Below are 23,969 nucleotides of genomic sequence, written 5' to 3'. Positions count from 1 at the left end.
CACCTTTTTAACCACTAAAAAACATGAACAAATTATTATTTTACCTTTTACCTGTCATTATTTTATTCGGATGCGGAGCTAAGGAAGAACACCGTGATTCTGAAAAGGAACAGGTCTCTGAAGTAAAAGAAAATCCAGCTTTACTTGCCGTAAAACAAGAAGGAGAATGGTGGGACAAACGTCACCAAACCATACTAGATCAGCTAAACACTGATGCTGAATTGATACTTGTTGGTAATTCAATTTTCCATACATTGGATAATGAGGATCGGAAAGGAGTTTGGGAAAAGCACCTTGATGCCTACAATACAATTAATATGGGATTTTCTGGAGACAGAACGGAGAATGTGATTTGGAGACTTGAAAATGGTTCTCTTGAAAACATCAATCCCAAAGTAGCACTTGTCTTGATTGGGACTAATAATACTGATGGCAATCATTATCTTAATGTGAGTACTGCAGAAGAGTTGTCAGAAGGGATAAATAAAATCTGTTCAATCCTCAATGAGAAACTTCCGGAAACGGAAATCCTTTTAATGGGAATTCTTCCCTATGGTTATAAACCAAACCATAGAGACAACTTAAATAAAGCCACTAACAATATTATTGCTAAATTCCCTTCAGAGAATCCTCTTGTCCATTATGTGGACATTAGTGCTACTTATTATAATGATGAAGGAAAGGTAAGAAAAGAGTTGATGCCAGACTTTCTTCATCCAAATGCTGAAGGTCACCTGCTAATGTTTGAAGCCCTTAATGATAAAATTGGGGAACTAATGACTAATTAACATTTGCTTTATTGCAATCAACCGTATAGGCGACCAAAGTAAGAAGTCAGTAGTCGTTAAAGTTTATAATTAGTGCTGATTATATAGTAAGTAGGAGCAATATTGCACGTATAGAATTTAAGGGTAGTCCGATTGCTTTTACTTATAAAATTGGATATTATTGAATTGCCATTACTCTGCGGTATTTAGGCCATAATGAAATAGTAATGGAAGACCTACCTTTATACATAAGCCTGCTGCTCGGGCTGACAGTAATAGCAACAATAGCTTGGTTTTACTATGCGACCCAATCCAAAACCTTTTTACTCATTGCTATCGGCTGGACATTTTTGCAAATTTTTCTTGGGCTAATCGGAGTTTATCAATACACCGAAGCCCTACCGCCAAGGATTCTGCTTTTCGGTGTTTTCCCGACTATGCTACTTATGGGATTCATTTTTTCAACAAACAAGGGAAGAGCATTTATTGATCAGATCAACCTCGAAAAACTAACTTATTTTCACAGTATACGCATACCTGTTGAGGTCTTACTTGCCCTACTTTATTACCATGGTGTCGTGTCCGTTTACATGACATTTGAAGGAACAAACTTCGATTTGTTTTCAGGCTTAACGGCTCCTATTGTGGCCTATATAGCTTTTCGGAATGGAAATGAAAACAAGAAGCCATTGCTGTGGTGGAACATCATTTGCCTTTTACTTTTAACCAACGTTGTAATAACCGCAGTATTAGCTTTTCCTTCTCCCTTTCAGCAACTGGCATTTGACCAGCCTAATATTGCCATTTTGTATTTCCCATTCAATTTGTTGCCAACAGTTATTGTCCCAACCGTATTGTTTGGCCATTTGGTAGCCATTAGACAACTGATGAAAGGAAATTGACTAACAAACAAGGAATGTAAGCGAACTACCTAAATCAAGAAGTTTAACGGCTGAAAACGCCTGGAATGAATGCCCTATTGATCGAAAAACACTGACAATTTGCTTTTTATTGCTATTTTTAAAGGTTATAATAGTAGAAAGCGTTTAATAGCTTCTTTCCTGAGCCATTGGATTTTTAAATCTTCAGAAGAAATAATCAATGAAAGGTAATATAATACGCCAATTAGCAGCGGTCATGTTTACGGATATTGTTGGTTATACGGCGCTGATGCAAAAAGATGAGGATGTGGCAATGAGGGTCCGAACCCGGCACCGTGAGGTGTTCGAAAGCCTTCATAAAATCCACAACGGTGAAATCATACAATACTATGGAGATGGTACCCTTAGTGTTTTTAAAAGTGCCATTGAAGCGGCAAATTGTGCCATAGAAATTCAAAAATTATTGCAAGAGGGCGATCCAGTACCTGTGCGCATAGGTTTGCACATGGGCGATATTGTATACAGTGAAACGGAAGTCTATGGGGACGGAGTGAATTTTGCTTCACGGATAGAAAGCATGAGCGTGGCGGGGGGCATTCTATTGTCGGAGAAATTAAATGATGAGCTAAAAAACCACCCCACTATTGCTACAAAGTCACTTGGTCATTTTGAGCTAAAGAACATCGCAAAACCCGTCGAGGTTTTTGCTGTTTGCAATGAAGGAATTAAGGTACCTCAAGTCCAGGAATTAAAAGGCAAGCAAAAAGTTGCCTATAAGACCATTGCTGTGCTTCCCTTTACCAATATGAGTACGAGCGCTGAAAATGAATATTTTAGTGATGGCATTACAGAAGAGATCATCAATGCCTTAGCAAAAATTAAGAACTTGAAAGTTACTTCCAGAACTTCCTCCTTTTTTTCAAGGATCAAAAGGTTCCCATCAAACAAATAGCGAAAGAGTTGGATGTCTCCGCCATTCTTGAAGGGAGTGTTCGTTTGGCAGGAGATACAATGAGGATTACTGCTCAGTTGATCCAAACAGAAGAGGATTTTCATTTTTGGTCGGAAACATGGGACAGGACGCTGGAAAATATTTTTGAGGTTCAAGACGAAATTAGTCTTTTGATAGCAGATAAGTTAAGAGAGCATTTTGGGCACTTTGAAATAAGTGAACATCTCGTAAGCAAACCGACAGACAGTATCAGTGCCTATGAATACTGCCTAAAGGCAAAATTTTACAAGAACAAATGGAATCCGAAAGATGTTGAATCTGCCATTTTCTATTATGATAAGGCGCTAAAAATTGACGCCAACTATTCAGAAGCACTGGTCGGAAAAGCAGATTGTTACAGTTTTTTAGGTACAACTGGGTTTATGCCCTTTGAAGAAGCGTGGAGAGAATCAATTCAATTTACGGATCAAGCGATCGCATTAAACAATCAATCCTCGGGTGTATATTATCAATTGTCAAATAAAGCTTTTTTTATAGAAAGTGATTACGATAAATCCCTCACCCAAATGAGAAGGGCAATTGAGATTAATCCAAACAATGCCGATGCCCAACAATTCATTTCCTTTTTATACATCATTGCGGGCAAGAAGGAAAAAGCAAAAGATCACCTTGATATTGCACTTAGCATCAATCCACTTTCAGAAGAAACTCATTTTTTCCGGGCTTATTTCCATTATATGATTGAGGATTATCCAGAAGCCCTGGTAATGCTCAATCGCTGCTTATCTAGTAATAATAAAAATATCCCTGCGCACAGTATTAAAACATTGTGCCTATTGAAATTAGGGAAATACGAGGAGGTAATTGCTTACTTTAATGATGTGCCTGAAGACGTCATTATTGAAGGAGAAAAAACTGGAGCCATTACTTTGGCTTATGCGATGAAAAGAGACAAAGCCAATACTATCCGCTATCAACATCTATTAGAGGAACAATCCCAAGCACCCAATGGATTTACATCTGATTCCTATTTATTTTTGATGTACGCTGTGTTAGGAGAAGTCGATAAGGCATTTCAATGGGTTGAGAAGGCCCTCCAAAAAAAGGCTTCCCTGTTGCTCCTTCGCTATACTGATCCTCTGGTTAATGATTTAAAAAAGGATTTAAGATATTCCAAATATCATGACGTCATTTATCCAAAAAGCAATGACGTTCAGTCTAAGGGTGCCAAAAAGGCTTTGTTAGATGAAGAAGCCACAGGAACTTACAAAAACCGGTTATTAGCGCTGTTCGATGCGGAAAAACCCTACCTGGACAGTGATTTATCGCTTCGATCCTTAGCAAATCATTTAGAAATGCATCCGAACCAACTCTCCTGGTTACTCAATGAGAGCATCGGTAAAAATTTTAATGAGTTTGTTAACCATTATAGAGTGGAAGCTTTTAAGGAGATTGCGAACGATCCTAAAAATTCACACCTGTCTCTAATAGGCTTGGCCTATGACAGTGGGTTTAATTCTAAAACTGTTTTCAACACCTATTTTAAAAAAGAAACAGGTTTGACCCCAAAGCAGTTTCTTAAAAATCAGAATTAGAGGCTGAGGCATTAAGTTCGGATTTATAATTACGGACAGTTTACCCAAACCTCTGGCTTACATTAGCTTCAATAAAAAAGCCTTCTAAGGGCATTTTATTTATAGCGAATCAACCTGAAAATGTGTAAACATGAAACAGACAAAACGAATACTCAGAATATTATTTATCCTTGCCAGCATAGGCTCTTTGGCCTTCGTGCCTTGGATTTTGGTAAAGGCTTGGATATTGCCATTACCGGATACAGTGCAGGAACAAGTAAATGAAGCAATAGATTATGGTTTTGATGGAATGGTAGTCTATGTGGATGAAGCAGGCCAGCCACCAGCATTTTATTCTGCAGGCTGGCATGACCGGAAAAAGAAGATACCTGCCCGTCCAGATGCCTTATTCAAGATTGCCAGTATCGGTAAGTTATATGTCGCAGTGGCGATTGCTAAATTAGCCAATGACAAACGTTTGTCTTTGGACAATACGCTTGCTGATTACTTCCCTGAACTCGTGGGGAAAATTGAATATGCAGAAAGAATTACTTTGAGATTAATGGTGCAACATCGATCTGGTATTCCCAACTTTATCGACAATCCTGCTTATTGGGAAAACAGACCAAATTTCAATGAGGAAGCACTTGAATTAGCAATTGAAATGCCCACAAGTTTTGAACCTGATGAAGACTATGAATATTCGAACACCAATTACCTGTTGCTTACCCGAATCATTGATAAAGTCGTAGGCTATAATCATAACCAATACATCAAGGAGGAAATTTTGATACCACTTCAGCTAAACAATACCTATGCTTCCCTTAATGAAGTGAATATAGACAATGTAATGAGTGGTTATTACGTGGGAGAGGAGCAAGATTTTAAGACGGAGGAACAAGGAATTTTAGCTACTGCAGCCGACGTGGGCACATTCTTAAGAGCATTAAACGACGGTTCATTGTTCAATGAAGGAGAACAGGAAATCTATTCCTCGATTTACGTGTACGAGCATACTGGTTTGATTGTTGGCTATCAGAGTATTGCGAAATACCACAAAGACATTGATACGGTAGTTATTCAGTTTAACAATACGACTAATTTTGATGGGTATAACTGGAATTTAGCAGAAATCATGTACAGTCGGATAATAAAAATACTACGAAAGGAATAAAAGTGAGCAGTGGTGATTAGTAAGGTAATTAGAATGTCCTAAATTGGAGCAACTCTCTTTAAATGCTTTGTCTGGGAAAGTGTGAATCCAGCAACACCATAGGTATTTTCCAGGATGTTGGAGTAAACCCTTTTTTTAGCATAAAAAGCATATTAGATTGAGGTATTGTAGCAAAATGAAATGCCTGCGACACCCGATCCTTGATTAAAGAAAAAAACAGCACATATGAAAATTAAGATTTCCGTAATATTGTTTTTATTGGGTTTAGTATCTTGTTCAGATCAAATTGATTTTCAGCTTTTTTCACCAAGTGGTGAGTTGAAGATAAATGTTTCAAATCTTAATAATTCCAGCGCTTTTACTTTAATTAATGGTTCTGATACCATCCTTACATCCTCCAAAATAGGTTTAAAAATAAACGGTTTAAGCTTTGCAGAGAATGTATCATTTAGAGATTTTAAAAAAAGCGAAATTGATGAGACCTGGGAAACAATTATAGGAAAACAAACGACTGTCAATAATCATTATAATGAGTACAAATGGAAAGTTGCTAACAACAAGCAATCATCTCTATTTTATGAAATTGTATTCAGGGTTTATGACAAAGGCTTTGCCTATCGGTATGTCTTCCCATCCGAAACCATTCAAGACAGTATAAAAATTGATAAGGAATTAACCAGCTTAAATTTCAGGGAAGACTATACCTATTGGGCATACAATGGCGAAAAACACAATGTAGGACCTGTTCTTAGGGCGGAAAAAAGTATTAAAGAAGTTCAAATTCCTATGGTAATGCAGTTTCATGACGATCGTTTTATGGCCATACATGAAGCTGAAATCACTGAATTTGCTCCTTTTTCTATAGCAGCTTCGTCCAAGGATAAATCACTCGGTTTCAATATCGCCTATTCAAAACGCAACAAATCTTTTAAGACCTCATGGAGGGCTTTTATGTTGGGAGAAAAGGTTGGTGATTTAGTTGAATCTGATTTGCTAGTGAATTTAAATGAACCTAATAAAATTATAGACCCCTCATGGATCAAGGGGGGCAAATCTTTGTGGGATTGGCGTGTTTTAGGATACACAACGGAAGATGGTTTTGAATATCAACTTAACACCGAATCACATAAAAGAATGATTGATTTCGCTGCTGAAAATAATATTCAGTACTTATTAATTGACGCAGATTGGTATGGCGATGAATTTAATGAAAGTTCTGATCCTACCACAACGAGAGAAGGGGTAGACATTGAAGAATGTATGCAATATGCGGCCGAGAAAAACATTGGGATTATCCTTTATTTAAATGATGTAGGCGCTAAAAAGTTTGGTTTGGAAAGGGTTTTGAAGCAATTTTCAGAATGGGGAGCGATGGGGGTGAAATATGGCTTTATGAAAGGTGGGCCAGAAGAAAAGGTGAAGAATACCAGGGTCATTGTAGCCCTGTGTGCCAAGTATAAATTAATGGTAGACTTTCATGACAATCCTATTCCCCCAAGTGGAGATAGAAGAACATGGCCCAATCTAATTACCAAAGAATTTGGTCATGCACAGGGAGATGCCAAATATTCTCATTTTCCTGAAACAGCTGTCAATCAGGTTTTAATAAATCAGATCGCTGGTCCTTTGGATATGACCAATGGATGGTTTGACCTAAATAGTGCACATATGGGAAGACCTAAAGTTTTTGAGGAGTTACCAGGCACTGTCGTAGCGGAAGTGGCTAAGCTTATAACCATTTATTCTGGTTGGATGGTATTGCCTGATAGCCCTGAAGCCTATTTGAATAAAGAAGATTTGTTTGACTGTATTCGGAATATGCCAGCCCAATTTGATGGTTACAAAGTACTGGATGCAGTGCTGGATAATTATGTCAGCATTGCCAGAAAGGCAGGGGACGATTGGTTTGTAGGCTCATTGACCAATAGAGAAGCACGCGCTATAACATTGGATTTAAGTTTTTTATCGGAGGATGAAAAATACGAAGCAATTCTTTATGAGGATGCCGAAGATTCTGATTTTCTAACCAAAAAAGAATCTTATACTATCCGTAGACAGTCTGTTAATGCTAAAACAAAACTTGTTGTCCGAATGGGTAAAGGAGGTGGGCATGTTATGCACATCAAAAGAATATCGAGTGAAGATGAATAACAAAAGGCAACTAAAAGACATAGCATAGTGGGGTAGTAGCTAGCTTAACCATACCCTAACCATTACGCTTCAAGATCTATAATGAATAAAACACTTAAGTTTTTTCTGTACCTTATTGCATTTGCAGCATTAACCATTCTTACACAAATTGGTGGAATCGCCCTAATAATGGGAATTATTGCTTGTCGCTATCTCAAATTCAGTTACAATATATTCGTTCTCACAATTACAGCATATCTCATTTTAACATTTATTGCTGTCCCTCATATAGCGCCAATTTTTGGTAGGGAACGTGTCAAGAATACTAATAATATCCGACCAACCAACTTGATTACAATACTTTTAAACAGAAATTACGTCAATCCTCAACTCAATGAGCTACTTCAACAAACAGCAAATAAATTGCCTTCTGAATTTGAACTTAGATATTTAGACGCAAACTTTCCATTTATTGATAAATTTCCACTTTTACCGCACTTAAGTCACAACGACGGCAAAAAAATCGATATAAGCTTGGTGTATCAATCCTCTGATGGAAGTTTAACCAACTTGAAACCTAGCAGATCTGGGTACGGAGTATTTGTTGAACCCACCTCTTTGGAATTTAATCAAACAAACGAGTGTAAAAAGATGGGATACTTTCAATATGATTTCCCAAAGTACCTAACATTGGGGACCATAAACTCAGACATTGGCTTTTCTAGTGAAAACACCAGAATCCTAATTCAAACGCTTTTAAGTTTTGAAGGTATAGAAAAGATGTTTGTAGAAAAGCATTTGGTGCAGCGTATGAACTTAAAAGATTCAAGAATCAGGTTTCAAGGTTGCCAGGCAGTTAGGCATGATGATCACCTACACGTTCAGGTAAAATAAAAGAGTCAAACCATTTATAGAACCAGGACTAAAACAAGTATTAAAATGGAGTGAAAATTGACTTGATGACGATTAATGAAAAGCCAATGCACAACAGCACCCACCCAAAAGGGAAAGCATGTGTTCTTGGATTTAGAAAGTTGTGAACGGAGGAGTAGTAATTCAAATGAACCTTAATAGTGTAAATCAAGATTTTCGGGTAGCTTTAAAACTTTGTGCTTCACGATAAAGACTCTCCATAAAAATGCCATGAACTATCAAACATTTCAACCCCATCCAGATTTACAAGCACTTGTAAATTGCTATTGGACCCTAGAAGTCCCACCTGAAAAGGACGCTCAAAAACAAAGGATTATACCTGATGGCTGTATTGAAATGGCTTTTATTCTGGGAGATGGCATAAAACGCTATACTGCCGAAGGAGAATTCATTATACAACCACGTGCAATGGTGCTTGGACAAACAATAGAACCTTTTTACATCCAACCAACTGGGTATGTCAATACTTTTGCCATTCGGTTTTACCCTTATGGTTTTGCGAATTTCGTAACCATTCCGATTAAAAACCTGGTGAATAAGGAAACGCCAATTGAATTGTTGTTTGGTACAAAAGACGGCAATGCTTTAGAAAAAAAGATAATTGAGGCAGGCGACAGTAGGGAACGAATAGGGATAATTGAAAGATTTCTTTTAGATAAGATGAATGAAAAAACAACTATTGATACTATCGTGAAATCGACAATTGATACCCTTTTGTTAACCAATGGAAGTGCTTCGATAGGTACAATTCTTAAAGGGGATTTATCCAAAAGAAGACAACTTGAAAGAAATTTTTTGAAACAAATAGGTGTTAGCCCAAAGCAGTTAGGTAAAGTAATCCGGTTACAAACCGCGCTAAAAATGTTGCTCAACAAAGAGACAGAAAACCTCACCAATATCGCTTATGAAAGTGAGTATTTTGATCAAGCCCATTTCATAAAAGATTTTAAGGAGTTTACCGGAATCAACCCGAAAAAGTTTTTAGGCAATGAAAGTATGGCACTTTCTACCCTTTTCTATAAATAGGCTAGGTGACGCATTTTTTACAATTTTGGTCTATACTAGTAATCTAAATTTGTATTGTTAATATAACCAGGACAATATGAATAAAGCCATACTTTATACAGCCACGTTACTAACCTTTAGTATGATGGCATGCAACAGCCAAAACGAATCCAAAACCGAAAACATAGCGGTTGACGCTCACGTAAATCAAAAGACAAACGATATGAAAAGCCATGTTTCAATTTTTGAAATTCCAGCAACGGATATTTCACGAGCAGTAGATTTTTATCAAGCAATTTTAAGCATTCCGATTGAGAAAATGGAAATGCCAGGGATGGAAATGGGAGTATTTCCTTATGAAGACCAAATGGTTACAGGAGTTATAATGAAAGGGGAGGGGTACAAACCTTCAGCTGACGGCGTTACCCTTTACCTTAATGGAGGAGATAATCTTCAAATCATTCTTGATAAAATCGAGCAAAATGGAGGGGAAATCCTTGTACCGAAAACAGCTCATGCAGATGAAAGTGGGTTTTTCGCCTTGTTTTTAGATACAGAAGGAAATAAACTTGGTCTACATTCGCCTAATTAGTTAGGATAGGTTGAAAAGTTATGCACTCAAGCAAAAACGGTTCGGGTTTTAATCCGAACCGTTTTCGCTTTAAATAGGTATATTTCTATCAGAAAATAAAGTAGAATACCAATTCAAATGAACAATGAGGGCAAAAGAATTTGTTGACACATTAAAAATTATTGGTCAGGAATACCCAGGAAATATACCTAAAAAGGAGCTGTTTTCTTTAGCAAAAGAATTTCAATTCATGCCAGTTGAGGAGGTTGTGAAATTACTTAGAGATGAAAATTTTGACCATCGACTAGGAGCTGTTTCAATTTTAGATTGGAAAGCACGGAATAAAAACACTTTGCCAGAAGAAAGGCATGCTATTTATACAGCATATATTGATAATCACCAATGGATTAACGATTGGGGAATGGTAGATAGAGCAGCCCCTTATGTTATTGGGGGTTACTTGTTTGGTAAGGACAAAAAGCCACTGTATGATTTGGCCAGATCCACAAACCCTATGGAACGGCGTACGGCAATTGTAAGCACTTACTATTTTATTCGAAAGGGTGAAACAGAGGATACATTCAAGATTGCTGAAATACTTGTAAACGATTCAGAACATTTCGTTCAAACGGCAGTAGGTAGTTGGATTCGAGAAGCGGGTAAAAGAGACGAGGAAAGATTAAAAGCCTTTTTGAATGTCTATGCGGCAACTATGCCGAGAGTTACCTTAAGACTTGCCATTGAGAAGCTTGACCCTAAGCTGCGGAAATACTATCTGGAATTAGTCAAGCAGAATTAATAAAGAAGATTTACGTTGAAACTATTTTGCAGTAAACTATAATCACCTTAGATTGATAGAATCATACGATCCTATCAATTGCTTTATGTAGTTACATTGATAAGGTCTTCTTTATTAAAACTTATTTTGATCCTAATCGCTTAAATAACTGGATCATTTTATTGGCTTATAATAGTAACTTAGGGATTAAAAATCTAAGGTTTCACTGTCTACCATGTCGATATAGCGCTTCATTTTCTTGAGAATGACTTTGAAGTGATGGGTTTCTTCCCTTGTCACAAAAGTAATGGCCAAGCCCTCAGTTTTGGCCCTTCCGGTACGGCCTACTCGGTGCACAAAGTCCTTAGGAGATCTAGGCAATTCATAATTTATTACATATGGAAGCTCAAGGAAATCAATTCCTCTAGAGATCAAATCTGTAGCCACCAATACCTGAAGTTTCCCGGATTTGAAATCCTCCAAGGCCTTCAATCTTGCATACTGACTTTTCTTCCCGTGAATTGAATCTGCTTCAAATCCATTATGATAAAGCTTTCTAGCTACCGCATCTGCTTTAACGCCAGAAGAGGTAAATACCAAAACCTGGCTCATTTCATTTTCCTTGAGCAAGTGTCTGAGCAAAGGTCCTTTGCGGTCATCACTCACAAAGTAGCCGGATAAGTTTATCAATTCCACATCCTCAGCATTGTCTTTTATTTCCACTACCTCTGGATTTGAAAGCAATACACGGTTGATGCCGGCTAACTGATCACTTAATGTTGCCGAAAACAACATGTTTTGCCTTTTACCAGGCAAAAGCTCAAAGATCTCTTGCATTTCTTTTTCGAACCCCAGATTTAACATCTTATCCGCTTCATCCAGCACCAATGTTTCCACTTTTGATAGGTCTATAGCACTGGACCTTTGCAAGTCTAGCAATCGACCAGGGGTAGCAATTAATATATCCACGCCGAAAATAGCTTTCATTTGTGGATTGATGGATACACCGCCATAGATGGCCATCGATTTGATCGGATGGGGTAACTTATGAGACAATTCTTTAAACACTTCGACAACCTGAATCGCCAATTCTCGAGAAGGGACCAGAACAAGGACTTTAGGCTGCCTACTTTTTTTAGGCGCATGTCCATAGGCCATTTTATTCAATATGGGCGCTACATAACTTACTGTCTTGCCTGAGCCTGTTTTAGCGATTCCTAGAAGATCCCGTCCTTTGATCAACACAGGAATGGCTTGAGCTTGAATAGGCGTAGGGCTCTCGTATCCAAGAGAAGTAATATTGGAAAGTATCGATGGATGGAGCTTGAGTTTTACAAAAGACATGTTTCAAATTTATATTTATTGACTTGTGGCCTGAACCGTACTATAATAGTACGAAAAATATAGAAAACCCTTCATCAAGTATGCTCTTACTATCCGTCAAGTTAATTATAATTGATTGTAAAGGTAAGGTTAATCCTATGCTTATTAATCACTTAATAGCTAAGGGGATGATTAATTATATTTTAAGAACTTTAAGCTGGAGTAGAAAAACCTTCCATAACCTTGCATGAGCCTGCCAAAGTCGACTAGTCAGGTGCTCAATTCGAATGTGGGAATTTTTGTAGTTAAGAGCAAGTGTTTGCCTATTGACAATGGTGTTTTACCTTTCGCAAAGTTACAGGTTTGTATTTAACCTTCAATATAGTGGCATAAGTATTGGGAGCGCATTAAAATGCCCTCTAAAGGGTGAAATTCGAACAGATTTCAGGCGAATATTACGCTAATTGGATATTTTTGGAAAAGTCCTGATGAAATATACTTTCATTTAGGCAACAATACTTTTAAATCCATTAAATTAGTAAGGCATTCATGGTTGAACCCTACTTAAAAGTAGCTAATTACCAACATTGTTCATTACCCTTAGAAACCAACTACCTATAAAGTGAAAATTGAAAAGCTGCACCATATCGCAATAATTTGTTCCGACTACACTAAGTCTAAAAAGTTTTACACAGATGTTTTGGGATTTACGATCGACAAAGAAATTTATAGAGAAGAAAGGCAATCCTATAAACTTGACCTTTCCTTAAATGGGCAATATTTAATCGAACTTTTTTCATTTCCAAATCCCCCATCAAGACCCTCAAGGCCCGAAGCGAATGGCTTGAGGCATATTGCTTTTGGAGTAAAGGATATAAACGAGGCAATTGAATATTTGAAATTGAAGGAGGTAATAGCCGAAGAGGTACGAATAGATGAATTTACCAATAAGAAGTTCACCTTCATCGCTGATCCAGACAATTTGCCAATCGAATTTTATGAAATATGATAAATATTGAAGCGTACATTGATGGATTTAATTTGCTGTTTCCTCAATGTATATCCAAACAACCCTGGGAGGTCATCAATGACTTGGAAAGCATAATTAATGAACAAATATTCAATTTATCAACTGAATACAGTATTGAAAATAATGTAGCGATACATAAATCGGCAACCATAGAACAAGGTGCAATAATTAAGGGGAGTGCAATCATTTCAGAAAATTGCTTCATAGGAGCAAACGCCTACTTTAGAGGGCCAATTTATTTAGGTAAATCTGTTAAAATAGGTCCGGGTTCAGAAATCAAACAAGCTATAATTTTGGACCATTCAGCGGTGGCTCATTTTAACTATATTGGGAACAGTATTATAGGCAAAAACATTAATTTTGAAGCAGGTTCTATTTGTGCCAACCACTTTAATGAAAGGCAAAATAAAACGATTTTCATAAAGCATAAGGGACAGCTGATAGACACCAAAACGGAAAAATTTGGGTCATTGGTTGGCGACAATTCCAAAATTGGTGCCAATGCAGTATTGTCACCAGGTTCAATTTTAGAAGCAAACAGTATCGTTAAGCGACTCGAATTAATTGAACAAATAAAATGAATGAAAAGTGAAAGGTACAAGCCGTTTTATCCTTCCTCCATAAATAGTGAACCCTTGAAATTACTGACTTATGAAAATAATCTCAACGAATATTGGAACACCAACTACCTTCCTCTGGAAAGGCAAGGAAGAGACAACTGGTATTTATAAAAAACCTACGAATGAACCGCTTTATTTAACGAAAAATGATGTTTTAGGTGATGAGATTTCCAATCGATTGAATCATGGAGGGTATTATAAAGCTTGCTATTTGTTTTCTGCTGAGCAATATCCGTACTGGAAGAATTTGTATTCGAATCTTGATTGGTCCTGGGGCATGTTTGGGGAAAACTTAACTGTAGCGGGTTTTGATGAGAGGGAAGTTTACCTGGGTGCCATTTATAAGGTTGGGGAAGCCACCGTTCAGGTTTCCCAGTACAGAGAACCCTGCTACAAATTTGGACATAAATTTGGGACCCAAAAAGTGCTGAAACAATTTATTGAACATGGTTTTGGAGGTACTTATGTAAGCATTCTGGAAGAAGGACATGTTGCTATTGGTGACGAATTTACTCTGGTAGAACGGCCTGAACACAGTTTAACGGTAGCAGCATTATTTCAACTGGTATTTGCAAAAGAAAAGAATCCGGAATTGTTGAAAATTGCAGCGAAGAGTAAAGCCATACCTCCCAAAAAGAGGATTTTATTAGACAGCTTTATCGAATAATAAGGTTTATAAGGTCTGGATGGTGGAAATAATCTTATTGTATATATATCCTTTTTTGCTTCAGTCCAGGAATTTCAAGTACCATAAGCTTTTATTTAAATGGTTGATTTAAACAGATTAAAACAAATTTATAAGTTTGGTAAAGAACTTAGTTTAAATGACCTTCAGGTTTTATTAAAGGCTGCAAAAAATGGTTCATTTGACAAGAAAGAACTTCTCATAAATGAAGGCTCAACCAGAAATGATGTATTCTATATCAAAAGCGGTTTGGTTCGTTGTTTTCACATCAATGACAAGGGAGAAGAAGTTACTTTAAAATTAATTCCAGAACATCAGGTTGTTGCCAATGTTGACTTAATTTTGTTTAGCCAAACCTCCAGATTTTTTTATGAAGCATTGGAAAAAACAGAGGTGTTTTTTATTAATTATGATGTATTGCAGGATTTGGTTTCAAGGCACCCGAAATTAGAGGCCAATAGAAAGTATGTGCTTCAGCGTTTATTAAAAGAGTCCATGGAGAGAGTTGAGTCTTTCGTCTTGCTATCTCCAGAAGAAAGGTATTTAAGATTTGTAAAAGATTTCCCAGGCATTACCAATAGGGTTCAAGACAAATACATTGCCAATGTCCTTGGCATTACTCCCGTTTCACTTAGTAGGATTAGAAAACGAATCGCTACTAAAAATTAATCGTATCATTTTATTAATTATCTTTTGTTAACGCCTTTACCCTAAGGGCAGTTATAGATTTGTGTCAATATTAAACTTAAAAAATAATATCATGACACTTTCAAAATCAATTTTTACAGCCATTGCCATTTTCTCCTTGATTTCTTGCACAAAGGAAGAGGATATGGAAATTAAAAATGAAGTTTCTGAAGAGGAAGTTATAGTAGTAATAGAAAGCTCCCTGCAAAAAAGCACAGGCGGTTTGAATGAAATGACAAACACCTTTTCTAAAGAATTGACTACAAATATCACCTTAAATGAACTTTGTGGAAACTTGTATGAAAACTCCTATAATTACAATTACAACGAAACACCCATACTTGCGGATTATGATATAGATTGGTCCTATATGATGGCTTGCAATAGTTTTAATGTGCCACAAATGGTAGCCTTTGAGGCCAATTCAGTAGGCAGTTATTCAACGTCAAGAATTAATTCCAATGATATTTCCATAATCGATATAGATATTTCCGGTTTGCAGCCATCAGCTTCTACGCTCTTATTTAGCGGAATTTTTAATAGGGAAGGAACCCAAAGCATCACCACAAACCTAAAAACAAGAAGTTTAACAAGTACGTTTAATGTTGATTTAGTTGATGTGGTTATCGATAAATCGAACTATATCATTTCTTCGGGATCGGGAACATTTATATTGTCAGGATTAAGTCAAAATATTCCCTTTTCTTTTAATGGTACAATTGTTTTCAATGGAAATGGCAGTGTTACATTAACAGTAAATGAGAATGATTATGAAATCAATATAAACGAATAAAACCATGGAAGGATTAAGCATTCACTATTTTACTCCTATAGTGAGCAATATTATTCGCTACTTTATGGTTGCAGGTACAGCTTTTGTGATTTTCTATAAATTTTATCCCAATAGGTTTTTCAAGAACAAAATTCAGTTGGGTCTCTCCAAGAATAAAGACTTCATACGGGAAATTTTGCATTCAGTGCAATCCAGTTTTGTAATTGGACTGGTGATAGCTTTGTTTTTATTTACGACACTCAGAGGTTATACTGCTATTTACAATGATTTTCAAGCATACCATTTGCTGTGGGTACCTTTAAGTTTATTTGTAGCTTTAATACTGCATGACAGCTATTTTTATTGGATGCACAGGATTGTACATCATCCTAAATTGTACAAAAGGATACATTTAACGCACCATAAGTCTACAAACCCCTCTCCATGGACGTCATTTTCTTTTCATTTTTTTGAAGCAATTTCTGAGGCCATGGCCGTTCCTTTAATTTTGTGTTTGATTCCTATGCATCCTTTGTTATTGATTCTTTTTGGATTATTGTCTTTTAGCATCAATGTTTATGGCCATTTAGGCTATGAAATTGCACCAAAATGGTTCAGGAATTCTGTTTTATTTGAAGTCCTTATTAGCTCAACTTACCATAATCTTCATCATGCCATACCTAAGGGGAATTATGGTTTGTATTTTAGGTTTTGGGACAGGCTATTAAAAACAGAAAACCCTAATTATAAGGTGAATTATGATCGGATTCAAAAAAGAAGGTTTGGCCAATTGTAGGGAAGAAGCCTACAGCATAAAAGGCGGTAGGCTTCTTTTGTTGCTAAACTCAATCTTCAAAAAGCTTGATTTCAATATTATATTATTTCTTACCCTGTGGAAACGATGTTTTTTAATATTCAACATTTTTTACCTGTAAAGTAGTTGACCTCAACTAAAATGGTTATGTTTTCAATAATTCAGAGAAGGGTGGTTAATTATAGTGGTGTCAAAATAAAATTCTTTTAAAATATTATTAACAAGTATTTACTTGTTATCTTAGAAAGATTGATAGAATTAAAATCTATTGGAAGGCGCTTATTCCCTACCTATCTAGGAATTCGCTGATTCAATCAGGCAGTGGATTACCCCTTGCAAATTTAAGTTTGATTAGCCCGCAATTATTATCAGGACACTAAAATTCCCATTATGCAAGAAGCTAAAAAATACAATGGTTTTTATATTGGAGGACTTGTTGCCATAATTTTGGCCAGCTTACTTTCATGGACGATCTTTTTTTTATTCTTAACCCTAATTCTATATCCAATCGGGATAATTTTTGTCTTGCTTTCAAAAAAGAAGTGGTGGATAAAAGTGCTCACAATTGTACTTCCTTTGGCCTTTACCTTACCTACGGCTGCTGTGGTGAGTGATTTTATTGAAAGATTAATGGCCTGACAAAGCAGGAATTCCTCCTGCAATGTAAACCCTAGTAGCTATGGGTGTCTATTTTAATTCCCCACCAATGCAGGCTTTTCTTTATTTCCGAGAAATACAACTACCAGAATTGAAGCTATAAACATGATCAGGCTGTAAATTACTACTGGGATTACCATGGCAGAATTTTGCAAAAGCGTGGCCGCAATCATAATGCCCAAAGTTCCATTTTGAATGCCTGACTCTATGCTAATTGAAACTTGCTGTCTGTAAGGCAAAGCGAAGAGTTTAGCTAGCAAAAAAGCAGAACCAAAGGTCAGTATGTTTAAGATCAGTGTAACTGGTCCCGCCTCTGCAAAAAAGCCTACTATATTGTCTTTCTCTTTGAACAAAGCTCCTCCAACGATAAGTACAAAGAATACGATAGATGCTATTCTTACTGTTTTATCCGCTTTCAGCGATAAAGCTGGGAATTGATGTTTTAGGAACATGCCTATCGCTACAGGAATTAAGGTTACACCTGTTATTTGTACAATGGTTTGTAAAACCGGCAAAGCAACACTTCCTTCTTCACCAAAATAGATGATTGAATAATTGATAAACAAAGGGATGGTGACGATGGTGATGACTGAACTCAGGGCCGTAAGACTAATTGAAAGGGCTGTGTCTCCTTTGCAAAGGTGGGTGATCATATTAGAAGTAGGTCCACCGGGACAACTAGCGATGATCATTACCCCTACAGCCATCGATCCTGTAAGACCAAAGGCCAGGATTAATAGGAATCCCAGAATTGGCAACATGATAAGCTGGCAAAAAAGCCCCAGACTAATGGCTTTGGGAGAAACGAAAATGTTTTTAAAGTCCTTTAGGCTAAGGGTAAGTCCCATACCTAGCATGATAAAGGCAAGTGCTAATGGTAAAAATACAGCAGTAAGTACATTACTTTCCATAATTGATATTTTGGGTTATTAATTGACTGTAATACTAAAACTAATTCAATCAGGCCATAAGTAAAGGGACTGTATGGTTTGAAAATGTTTATCTGACATTTTTTCAAGGTCGATATCTAAATGTTCCTTGTTCACCGCAATGACTTTCTCGCGCATGTCTTTAGGGAGCTTGTCATAACCATGAAAAGCTCCCAAAATTGCCCCAGCAATGGCTGCTGTGGTATCATTGTCCCTTCCATAGTTTGTAAGGAAAACCAGGGTTTCTGTAAATTTAAAGTCGCTGAATAGCATGGCTGTTAAAACCTGTAGGTGGATTTCGGCAGCATGAAATGGCATGTCCTGTTGGTTTTGATCTAGCAATTCATAAGCCCGAAGAATACTGGCATCCGGAATTACTGAGCCATCTGTAATTGCCTTTTCAACTGCCAAACTATCCTTGGCTTCTAATACAATGGCTCTGGCAAGTTCTAACACCCTATAACTGCTTCGACCTACGAGCCGGCTGGAAAAATAGCCTTCAGGGTCTACTTTCCTCAACACGTTCAATACCTGATTTTGATCCCCTTTGGCAGTCATCGCTGCTGCGGTCATGGCTGCTGAAAGGGAACTGATGTCTTTGGCCAAACCCAAATCAAAAATGCTCAATTCAAAGGCTTGGTTGTAAGCTTCCTCAGGTTGTCCAGGAAACATTAAGCCTACTGCCGGCGCATAGAGCAAGCCTGCACAAACCATTTCTCCCCCGTAAAATTTCCCCAATGCTTTTTGATAATCACTCAGGTTATTTGCTTGATAAGAGAGCGATACCTTGTACCATTCTTGTAGCCACAAAACCTTGAGATTAACGGATTCCAGGGCCAGGGTTTGTTCCGGCTTTAGTGGTTTGAGGGCATCAAAATATTCCTCATAGTCTTTAATGATATGCTTAGAAAATGATCCTGCATCAAGGGTCAGGTTCTTCTGATCAGCCATGTAGTCCACAATCAGGGATTTCCATCGGGTGTCATCTGTAGTACCACCAGCGGGGAGGTTGGCTTTCCAAATTCCTTCTGGAGAAATCTCCCTTACCATGGAATCCAGCCCCGTGACCCAGCCATAAGTTTTTTGTATGTCTTCTCTTGCCCACATTTCTGTAGGGGCCCCCATGGCATCACCAATGGCACTCCCTACCATCAAGCCTTTAATTTTGTCAGAAAGCTCAGTTTTGGTTAATTCAGCGACGATTAAGTCGGTCTTTTGACTTTCAATTGAGGTTTGTTTTCCGTCTTTACAAGACCAAAATAAAAAGCTTATAAAAACCGCAATCCAAAGGCTAAATTTTTTCATCGATAATCAAGTTTATGGCATAAGTTGCCAGTTCTTTTTTCTCTACCAATGACAAAAATAAGGGGAGTTGTGCCAAACCAAAGAGTCGGCGTAATATTTCAGTGCCTGTAAACTGTGCTAAAAGCGCATTGTCGAGTGGGTAGCTATTTATGATTCGTTGAAGTTCACTTTCCGAAGTTCTTGCCATTTTTAAATGTGCCAACATGATGGCTAAATCGAATTCAGGATCCCCAAGGAATGCAAATTCGGTGTCAATAATTTTTAATCCCCTTCCAGTTTCAAACCAGCTACCAGGATAGAAATCACCATGGATAAGCACCTTTCCTAGTTGCAAATATCTTTCTCCTAAAAGATGTATTTTTTTATCAAGGTGGGATTGTTTTTTACGATAGCAGATAATTTCTGCAAGCCCACCTGAACATCATCTAGGTCAAAGCCGTTTTCTGAAAGATAGGGAAAAACAAAAATGTGACGGTGATTCAATTCTCTCATTTCCTGGTTGCTGGGGAAATCAGGGACAGCCAATTGATGCAGTTTTTTTAAATAGGTTAACATAAGGTCGGCAACTCCTTCTTTAAGCGTAGCATTTTCATCATACAACCATAAAAAATCGCCTCCTAAGTCCAGGTACTCTAAGGCCAATAGGTTGGAATCCTTATCGAAACTCAATACATCTGGGGAAAAATTGGCCAACAAATTGTCTTTGTTTATGGCATTGTAATATTTGTATTCAATTTCAATACGGTCCAATGGAGCAGGTATATGCGGGTATTTGGCTACAAAAGGGCGGGATTGCTTTAATACAAAAGTGCGTTTATTTGTTTTTATGGCTAGGGTAACGTTCATGTTTCCTTCTCCAGCTTTGTAAGAATCTAATACATCTTCCTTAGCATGAAGCATTCCATTCTTTTTCAGATAGGCGATTTGGGTCAAATCAAGTGGTGCTTTGATTAACATCCTGTTGGTTTTTATTGAAAAATACCTTTCAATTCACAAATTAGAAATCAAATTGATAAGAAAGGTCATTTTACTTGAATAAAATTCTTGCTCCTAGTTCTTTTCTAGCTTTAACTGTTTTATTTTTGGGCCATGAGTAAAACAACCAAAGACAGTCCTCTTTTAAGTAAATTATCGCTTGAATTGGATGGTGAGCTGCATTACGATAGTTTGATGAAAACTTTGTATGCCACTGATGCTTCAGTGTACCGGTCCCTACCTACAGCAGTGGCCTTACCTAAAAGTCATTCCGATATCAAAAAACTGATTCATTTCGCCAATTCAAATGGTCTTTCTTTGATTCCGAGAACTGCAGGCACATCTCTTGCTGGTCAATGTGTAGGAGATGGCATAGTTGTAGATGTTTCCAAATACCTCAATAAAATTATTGAATTTAATAAAGAAGAAGGTTGGGTGAGGGTTCAACCGGGAGTTGTACGGAATGAATTGAACAATTACCTTAAAGAATACGGGTATTTTTTCAGTCCGATTACGAGTACGGCCACCCGCGCAATGATTGGCGGAATGGTGGGAAATAACAGTTGTGGAACCACTTCCATCGTTTATGGCAGTACCAGAGAACATGTACTTGAACTCAAGGTTTTGTTAAGTGATGGGTCAGAAACTGTTTTCAAATCCATGACACCCGATGATTTTGACCTTAAATGCAAACAAGATAACTTGGAAGGGGAGCTTTACCGACATGTACGCGAAGAGTTAAGTCAACCTGAAATCCAAAACAATATCAGAGAACATTTCCCTAAGGAAAGTATTCACCGAAGAAATACCGGTTATGCGCTGGATTACTTGTTGGAGACCCAGCTTTTTTCTGAAAAAGAGGCCCAATTTGATTTTTGTAAATTACTATGTGGTTCTGAAGGGACCCTAGCGATTACTACAGAGATAAAAATACACCTTGACCCACTTCCTGATCCTTTTGACATCGTGGTAGCTGCTCATTTTGAGACCATCCATGAGAGTATGAAAGCGGCGCAGGTAGCCATGAAAGAAAAGCCTACAGCCGTAGAATTGATGGACAAAATCATTCTGGATTGTACCAAAGAGAATGTGGAGCAAAGCCGAAATAGGGACTTTGTGGAAGGTGACCCTAAGGCTATATTGATGGTTGAATTTAGGGGAAAGACCATTGAGGAGGCCAGGGCCAAGGGGCAACAATTTGTGGTGGCCTTGAAAAATGCTGGTTTGGGTTTTGCTTATCCAGTAATAGGGCCTGAAAGAACGAGTAGTGCATGGGAACTTAGAAGCGCAGGTTTAGGCCTTCTGGCCAATATTCCCGGAGATAAAAAGGCGGTTGCTTGTATTGAAGATACCGCGGTGGATATCGATGATCTGGCAGATTATATCGATGAATTTGCAAAAATGATAAAAGATTTTGGTCAGCAACCGGTATATTATGCACATGCAGGAGCCGGGGAAATACACTTGCGTCCAATTCTTGACTTGAAGAAATCCAAAGATGTAGAAGAGTTTTACAAAATTAGTGAAGCAAGTGCCAAACTCGTTAAAAAATACAATGGATCCTTGAGTGGTGAACATGGTGATGGAAGGGTTAGGGCAGCATTTATCCCTTTAATGGTGGGGGAGGTAAACTACGCCCTTTTTAAAAGAATAAAAGCCAAGTGGGATCCCAAGGGGATTTTTAACCCGGGGAAAATAGTGGACGCACCCCCCATGAACTCCTCTCTCAGGTATGAGGCTGATCTTCCAAAGAGAGAACATGATACTAAATTTGATTTCAGCCAGGTAGGAGGCATACTCCAAATGGCAGAAAAATGCAATGGCTCTGGGGATTGCAGGAAATTACCTAATTCTGGTGGTGGCACCATGTGCCCAAGTTTTCAGGCAACCCGTTATGAGAAAGATACGACCAGAGGAAGGGCCAACACTTTGCGAGAGTTTTTAACCAAAAGTGACAAAAGTAATCCATTCGACCATCCTGAAATAAAAGAAGTCATGGACCTGTGTATTTCTTGCAAGGGTTGTACTTCAGAATGTCCTTCAAATGTAGACATGGCCACGATCAAGGCTGAGTTTCAGTACCAATATTTTAAATCCAATCCAGTTCCTTTACGTTCCAAAGCGTTTACCTATATTAATTCTTTGAATGAACTAGGAAGTATGGTTCCAGGCATTACGAATTTCCTTTTATCGAATGGCTTTACAGGTGGCCTTATGAAAAAAGTGCTTGGAGTAGCTCCGGAAAGGAATTTGCCCGCCTTGAGTCCTCAATCTTTGCGTAAATGGTACAAGAAAAATTATGCGGCCCTTACTGGTAAACCGATAATAAAATCCGTTTATTTCTTCTGTGATGAATTTACCAACCACAATGATACTGCAACTGGGATTAAAGCGATAAAGTTACTCAGACATCTGGGTTATGAAGTGAAGATGGTGGACCATGTAGAAAGTGGGAGGGGAGCAATGTCCAAGGGCTTGCTTGACCATGCCCAAAAAATGGCGGATAAAAATGTGGAAATATTCTCTTCACTTTTAAGCGCTGAAAGTCCTCTATTAGGCATTGAACCTTCAGCCATTCTTAGTTTTAGAGATGAATACCCTAGACTGGTAAGTGCTAATTTGAAAGAAAAGGCAAAAGCTATAAAATTTCACTGTGAGTTGGTAGATGAGTTTTTGGCCAAGGAAGCCATTGCTGGCAATATAAAATCAGAAAGCTTTACCAAAGAAACACGCCAGATAAAGCTCCATGGACATTGTCATCAAAAGGCTTTGTCTTCCGTCAATTATTCCAAGAAAATTCTGGAATTACCGGAAAACTACCAGGTGAGTGTCATTCCTTCAGGATGTTGTGGAATGGCAGGATCTTTTGGTTACGAAAAAGAGCATTATGAATTAAGTATGCAAATTGGCGAAATGGTTCTTTTCCCAGCGGTTAGAGCAGCAGGTCAGGAAGATTTGATTGCAGCCCCTGGAACAAGTTGTCGCCATCAGATAGCAGATGGAACAGGAAAAAAAGCCAACCATCCTGTGGAGATTTTATTTGATGCTGCAGGTCTTAAAAATTAAATAATACCTAAACTCAATCAGACAGTTCGCTGTCTGGTTGAGTTTTTTTTTGCTCAGATGCGTTCAGTTTAAAGGTAGTAGACAGAAAGATTTTACCTCGTCAACTTAGTCCTTTTTTAGTTGGCATTGTCGCAAGGAAGCGAATTAATATTCCCAAAAAAGCATTCCTTCTTTCAAAAACCTCAGATTTTCATCCTTTGTGATGATTATAAAATCCCTTATGGTTTCGTATGAAAATGCTATCACCTATGCATTTCGAAAAACTTAATGTATTACTGTGCTAAAACTGGCTTACATTCAAATTGGTAAACGAAGCAAGACCACAATTTATAAAATGAAAG

The 23,969-nt window shown here is 37.6% G+C and carries 23 protein-coding genes; 18 read left to right on the top strand and 5 right to left on the bottom strand.

Annotation, left to right across the window (positions count from 1 at the left end):
* Positions 1-23: 23 nt before the first annotated feature.
* The 10 genes from ADICYQ_RS16745 to ADICYQ_RS16705 all read left to right on the top strand — a co-directional run bounded on the left by ADICYQ_RS16745 (position 24) and on the right by ADICYQ_RS16705 (position 10,786).
* Complete coding sequence (locus ADICYQ_RS16745; protein ID WP_020889827.1) at positions 24-788, top strand: GDSL-type esterase/lipase family protein; 765 nt, start codon at positions 24-26, stop codon at positions 786-788.
* Positions 789-994: 206 nt separating this feature from the next.
* Positions 995-1,669 (top strand): DUF8737 domain-containing protein, encoded by a 675-nt coding sequence (locus tag ADICYQ_RS16740; RefSeq protein ID WP_020889826.1) that lies wholly within the window; start codon positions 995-997, stop codon positions 1,667-1,669.
* A gap of 199 nt (positions 1,670-1,868) precedes the next feature.
* Complete coding sequence (locus ADICYQ_RS28875; protein WP_235114747.1) at positions 1,869-2,600, top strand: adenylate/guanylate cyclase domain-containing protein; 732 nt, start codon at positions 1,869-1,871, stop codon at positions 2,598-2,600.
* Positions 2,601-2,608: 8 nt separating this feature from the next.
* Entirely contained in the window at positions 2,609-4,195 is a 1,587-nt protein-coding gene (locus ADICYQ_RS16735) for a helix-turn-helix domain-containing protein (protein WP_235114745.1), read from the top strand.
* A 130-nt stretch (positions 4,196-4,325) separates the two neighbouring features.
* Complete coding sequence (locus ADICYQ_RS16730; protein ID WP_040416757.1) at positions 4,326-5,348, top strand: serine hydrolase domain-containing protein; 1,023 nt, start codon at positions 4,326-4,328, stop codon at positions 5,346-5,348.
* A 225-nt stretch (positions 5,349-5,573) separates the two neighbouring features.
* The gene (locus ADICYQ_RS16725; RefSeq protein WP_020889821.1) at positions 5,574-7,499 is read left to right on the top strand and encodes a glycoside hydrolase family 97 protein; all 1,926 of its coding nucleotides are present in this window, start codon (positions 5,574-5,576) and stop codon (positions 7,497-7,499) included.
* An 81-nt stretch (positions 7,500-7,580) separates the two neighbouring features.
* Positions 7,581-8,372 (top strand): hypothetical protein, encoded by a 792-nt coding sequence (locus tag ADICYQ_RS16720; protein WP_020889820.1) that lies wholly within the window; start codon positions 7,581-7,583, stop codon positions 8,370-8,372.
* Between the two features lie 249 nt (positions 8,373-8,621).
* Positions 8,622-9,437 (top strand): AraC family transcriptional regulator, encoded by an 816-nt coding sequence (locus ADICYQ_RS16715; RefSeq protein WP_020889819.1) that lies wholly within the window; start codon positions 8,622-8,624, stop codon positions 9,435-9,437.
* Positions 9,438-9,513: 76 nt separating this feature from the next.
* Entirely contained in the window at positions 9,514-10,008 is a 495-nt protein-coding gene (locus ADICYQ_RS16710) for a VOC family protein (protein ID WP_040416754.1), read from the top strand.
* Positions 10,009-10,132: 124 nt separating this feature from the next.
* The gene (locus ADICYQ_RS16705) at positions 10,133-10,786 is read left to right on the top strand and encodes a DNA alkylation repair protein (RefSeq protein WP_020889817.1); all 654 of its coding nucleotides are present in this window, start codon (positions 10,133-10,135) and stop codon (positions 10,784-10,786) included.
* Between the two features lie 186 nt (positions 10,787-10,972).
* Here ADICYQ_RS16705 and ADICYQ_RS16700 read toward each other — a convergent pair whose 3' ends face one another.
* Positions 10,973-12,109 carry a DEAD/DEAH box helicase gene (locus ADICYQ_RS16700; protein WP_020889816.1) on the bottom strand — a complete coding sequence of 379 codons (1,137 nt, stop codon included), beginning with the start codon at positions 12,107-12,109 and terminating at the stop codon, positions 10,973-10,975.
* A gap of 601 nt (positions 12,110-12,710) precedes the next feature.
* Here ADICYQ_RS16700 and gloA2 point away from each other — a divergent pair.
* The 7 genes from gloA2 (at position 12,711) to ADICYQ_RS16665 (ending at position 17,335) form a co-directional block, all read left to right on the top strand.
* Positions 12,711-13,097, top strand: coding sequence for an SMU1112c/YaeR family gloxylase I-like metalloprotein (gene gloA2 / locus ADICYQ_RS16695; protein WP_040416752.1), 387 nt, complete (start codon positions 12,711-12,713; stop codon positions 13,095-13,097).
* Positions 13,094-13,699, top strand: coding sequence for a DapH/DapD/GlmU-related protein (locus ADICYQ_RS16690; RefSeq protein WP_020889814.1), 606 nt, complete (start codon positions 13,094-13,096; stop codon positions 13,697-13,699). The genes gloA2 and ADICYQ_RS16690 overlap by 4 nt, the downstream gene beginning before the upstream one ends.
* A gap of 70 nt (positions 13,700-13,769) precedes the next feature.
* The gene (locus ADICYQ_RS16685) at positions 13,770-14,405 is read left to right on the top strand and encodes an MOSC domain-containing protein (RefSeq protein WP_020889813.1); all 636 of its coding nucleotides are present in this window, start codon (positions 13,770-13,772) and stop codon (positions 14,403-14,405) included.
* 99 nt (positions 14,406-14,504) lie between these two features.
* Positions 14,505-15,092, top strand: coding sequence for a Crp/Fnr family transcriptional regulator (locus tag ADICYQ_RS16680; protein WP_020889812.1), 588 nt, complete (start codon positions 14,505-14,507; stop codon positions 15,090-15,092).
* A gap of 91 nt (positions 15,093-15,183) precedes the next feature.
* Positions 15,184-15,903: a hypothetical protein gene (locus ADICYQ_RS16675; RefSeq protein WP_020889811.1), complete on the top strand. Its 720-nt coding sequence runs from the start codon at positions 15,184-15,186 to the stop codon at positions 15,901-15,903.
* 4 nt (positions 15,904-15,907) lie between these two features.
* Positions 15,908-16,678 carry a sterol desaturase family protein gene (locus ADICYQ_RS16670; protein ID WP_020889810.1) on the top strand — a complete coding sequence of 257 codons (771 nt, stop codon included), beginning with the start codon at positions 15,908-15,910 and terminating at the stop codon, positions 16,676-16,678.
* A gap of 408 nt (positions 16,679-17,086) precedes the next feature.
* A complete protein-coding gene (locus ADICYQ_RS16665) occupies positions 17,087-17,335 on the top strand; it encodes a hypothetical protein (protein ID WP_020889809.1) in 249 nt (82 codons plus the stop codon).
* Between the two features lie 53 nt (positions 17,336-17,388).
* Here the strand turns inward: ADICYQ_RS16665 and ADICYQ_RS16660 are convergent, their stop codons facing one another.
* The 4 genes from ADICYQ_RS16660 to ADICYQ_RS28865 are packed head-to-tail and all read right to left on the bottom strand — an operon-like array spanning position 17,389 to position 20,544.
* A complete protein-coding gene (locus tag ADICYQ_RS16660; protein WP_020889808.1) occupies positions 17,389-18,264 on the bottom strand; it encodes a bile acid:sodium symporter family protein in 876 nt (291 codons plus the stop codon).
* A 45-nt stretch (positions 18,265-18,309) separates the two neighbouring features.
* Positions 18,310-19,587: an ADP-ribosylglycohydrolase family protein gene (locus ADICYQ_RS16655; protein ID WP_020889807.1), complete on the bottom strand. Its 1,278-nt coding sequence runs from the start codon at positions 19,585-19,587 to the stop codon at positions 18,310-18,312.
* The gene (locus ADICYQ_RS28870) at positions 19,574-19,921 is read right to left on the bottom strand and encodes a phosphotransferase family protein (RefSeq protein ID WP_051160259.1); all 348 of its coding nucleotides are present in this window, start codon (positions 19,919-19,921) and stop codon (positions 19,574-19,576) included. The genes ADICYQ_RS16655 and ADICYQ_RS28870 overlap by 14 nt, the downstream gene beginning before the upstream one ends.
* A gap of 11 nt (positions 19,922-19,932) precedes the next feature.
* Entirely contained in the window at positions 19,933-20,544 is a 612-nt protein-coding gene (locus tag ADICYQ_RS28865) for a 5-methylthioribose kinase (RefSeq protein ID WP_020889805.1), read from the bottom strand.
* Positions 20,545-20,676: 132 nt separating this feature from the next.
* Here ADICYQ_RS28865 and ADICYQ_RS16645 point away from each other — a divergent pair, with 132 nt between their 5' ends.
* On the top strand, positions 20,677-23,628 hold the full coding sequence (locus tag ADICYQ_RS16645) for an FAD-binding and (Fe-S)-binding domain-containing protein (protein ID WP_020889804.1): 2,952 nt from the start codon (positions 20,677-20,679) through the stop codon (positions 23,626-23,628).
* The last annotated feature ends 341 nt before the right edge of the window (positions 23,629-23,969 follow it).

Source organism: Cyclobacterium qasimii M12-11B, assembly GCF_000427295.1.
In the GTDB taxonomy this organism is placed as follows: domain Bacteria; phylum Bacteroidota; class Bacteroidia; order Cytophagales; family Cyclobacteriaceae; genus Cyclobacterium; species Cyclobacterium qasimii.
The sequence above is the reverse complement of the archived record's forward strand: the minus strand, read 5'-3'. Positions and strand labels throughout refer to the sequence as shown.

Coding starts and splice junctions, on each gene's coding strand:
- ADICYQ_RS16745 (WP_020889827.1), top strand. CDS start 24: ATGAACAAATTATTATTTTACCTTTTACCTGTCATTATTTTATTCGGA.
- ADICYQ_RS16740 (WP_020889826.1), top strand. CDS start 995: ATGGAAGACCTACCTTTATACATAAGCCTGCTGCTCGGGCTGACAGTA.
- ADICYQ_RS28875 (WP_235114747.1), top strand. CDS start 1,869: ATGAAAGGTAATATAATACGCCAATTAGCAGCGGTCATGTTTACGGAT.
- ADICYQ_RS16730 (WP_040416757.1), top strand. CDS start 4,326: ATGAAACAGACAAAACGAATACTCAGAATATTATTTATCCTTGCCAGC.
- ADICYQ_RS16725 (WP_020889821.1), top strand. CDS start 5,574: ATGAAAATTAAGATTTCCGTAATATTGTTTTTATTGGGTTTAGTATCT.
- ADICYQ_RS16720 (WP_020889820.1), top strand. CDS start 7,581: ATGAATAAAACACTTAAGTTTTTTCTGTACCTTATTGCATTTGCAGCA.
- ADICYQ_RS16715 (WP_020889819.1), top strand. CDS start 8,622: ATGAACTATCAAACATTTCAACCCCATCCAGATTTACAAGCACTTGTA.
- ADICYQ_RS16710 (WP_040416754.1), top strand. CDS start 9,514: ATGAATAAAGCCATACTTTATACAGCCACGTTACTAACCTTTAGTATG.
- ADICYQ_RS16705 (WP_020889817.1), top strand. CDS start 10,133: ATGAGGGCAAAAGAATTTGTTGACACATTAAAAATTATTGGTCAGGAA.
- ADICYQ_RS16700 (WP_020889816.1), bottom strand. CDS start 12,109: ATGTCTTTTGTAAAACTCAAGCTCCATCCATCGATACTTTCCAATATT.
- ADICYQ_RS16690 (WP_020889814.1), top strand. CDS start 13,094: ATGATAAATATTGAAGCGTACATTGATGGATTTAATTTGCTGTTTCCT.
- ADICYQ_RS16685 (WP_020889813.1), top strand. CDS start 13,770: ATGAAAATAATCTCAACGAATATTGGAACACCAACTACCTTCCTCTGG.
- ADICYQ_RS16680 (WP_020889812.1), top strand. CDS start 14,505: ATGGTTGATTTAAACAGATTAAAACAAATTTATAAGTTTGGTAAAGAA.
- ADICYQ_RS16675 (WP_020889811.1), top strand. CDS start 15,184: ATGACACTTTCAAAATCAATTTTTACAGCCATTGCCATTTTCTCCTTG.
- ADICYQ_RS16670 (WP_020889810.1), top strand. CDS start 15,908: ATGGAAGGATTAAGCATTCACTATTTTACTCCTATAGTGAGCAATATT.
- ADICYQ_RS16665 (WP_020889809.1), top strand. CDS start 17,087: ATGCAAGAAGCTAAAAAATACAATGGTTTTTATATTGGAGGACTTGTT.
- ADICYQ_RS16660 (WP_020889808.1), bottom strand. CDS start 18,264: ATGGAAAGTAATGTACTTACTGCTGTATTTTTACCATTAGCACTTGCC.
- ADICYQ_RS16655 (WP_020889807.1), bottom strand. CDS start 19,587: ATGAAAAAATTTAGCCTTTGGATTGCGGTTTTTATAAGCTTTTTATTT.
- ADICYQ_RS28865 (WP_020889805.1), bottom strand. CDS start 20,544: ATGTTAATCAAAGCACCACTTGATTTGACCCAAATCGCCTATCTGAAA.
- ADICYQ_RS16645 (WP_020889804.1), top strand. CDS start 20,677: ATGAGTAAAACAACCAAAGACAGTCCTCTTTTAAGTAAATTATCGCTT.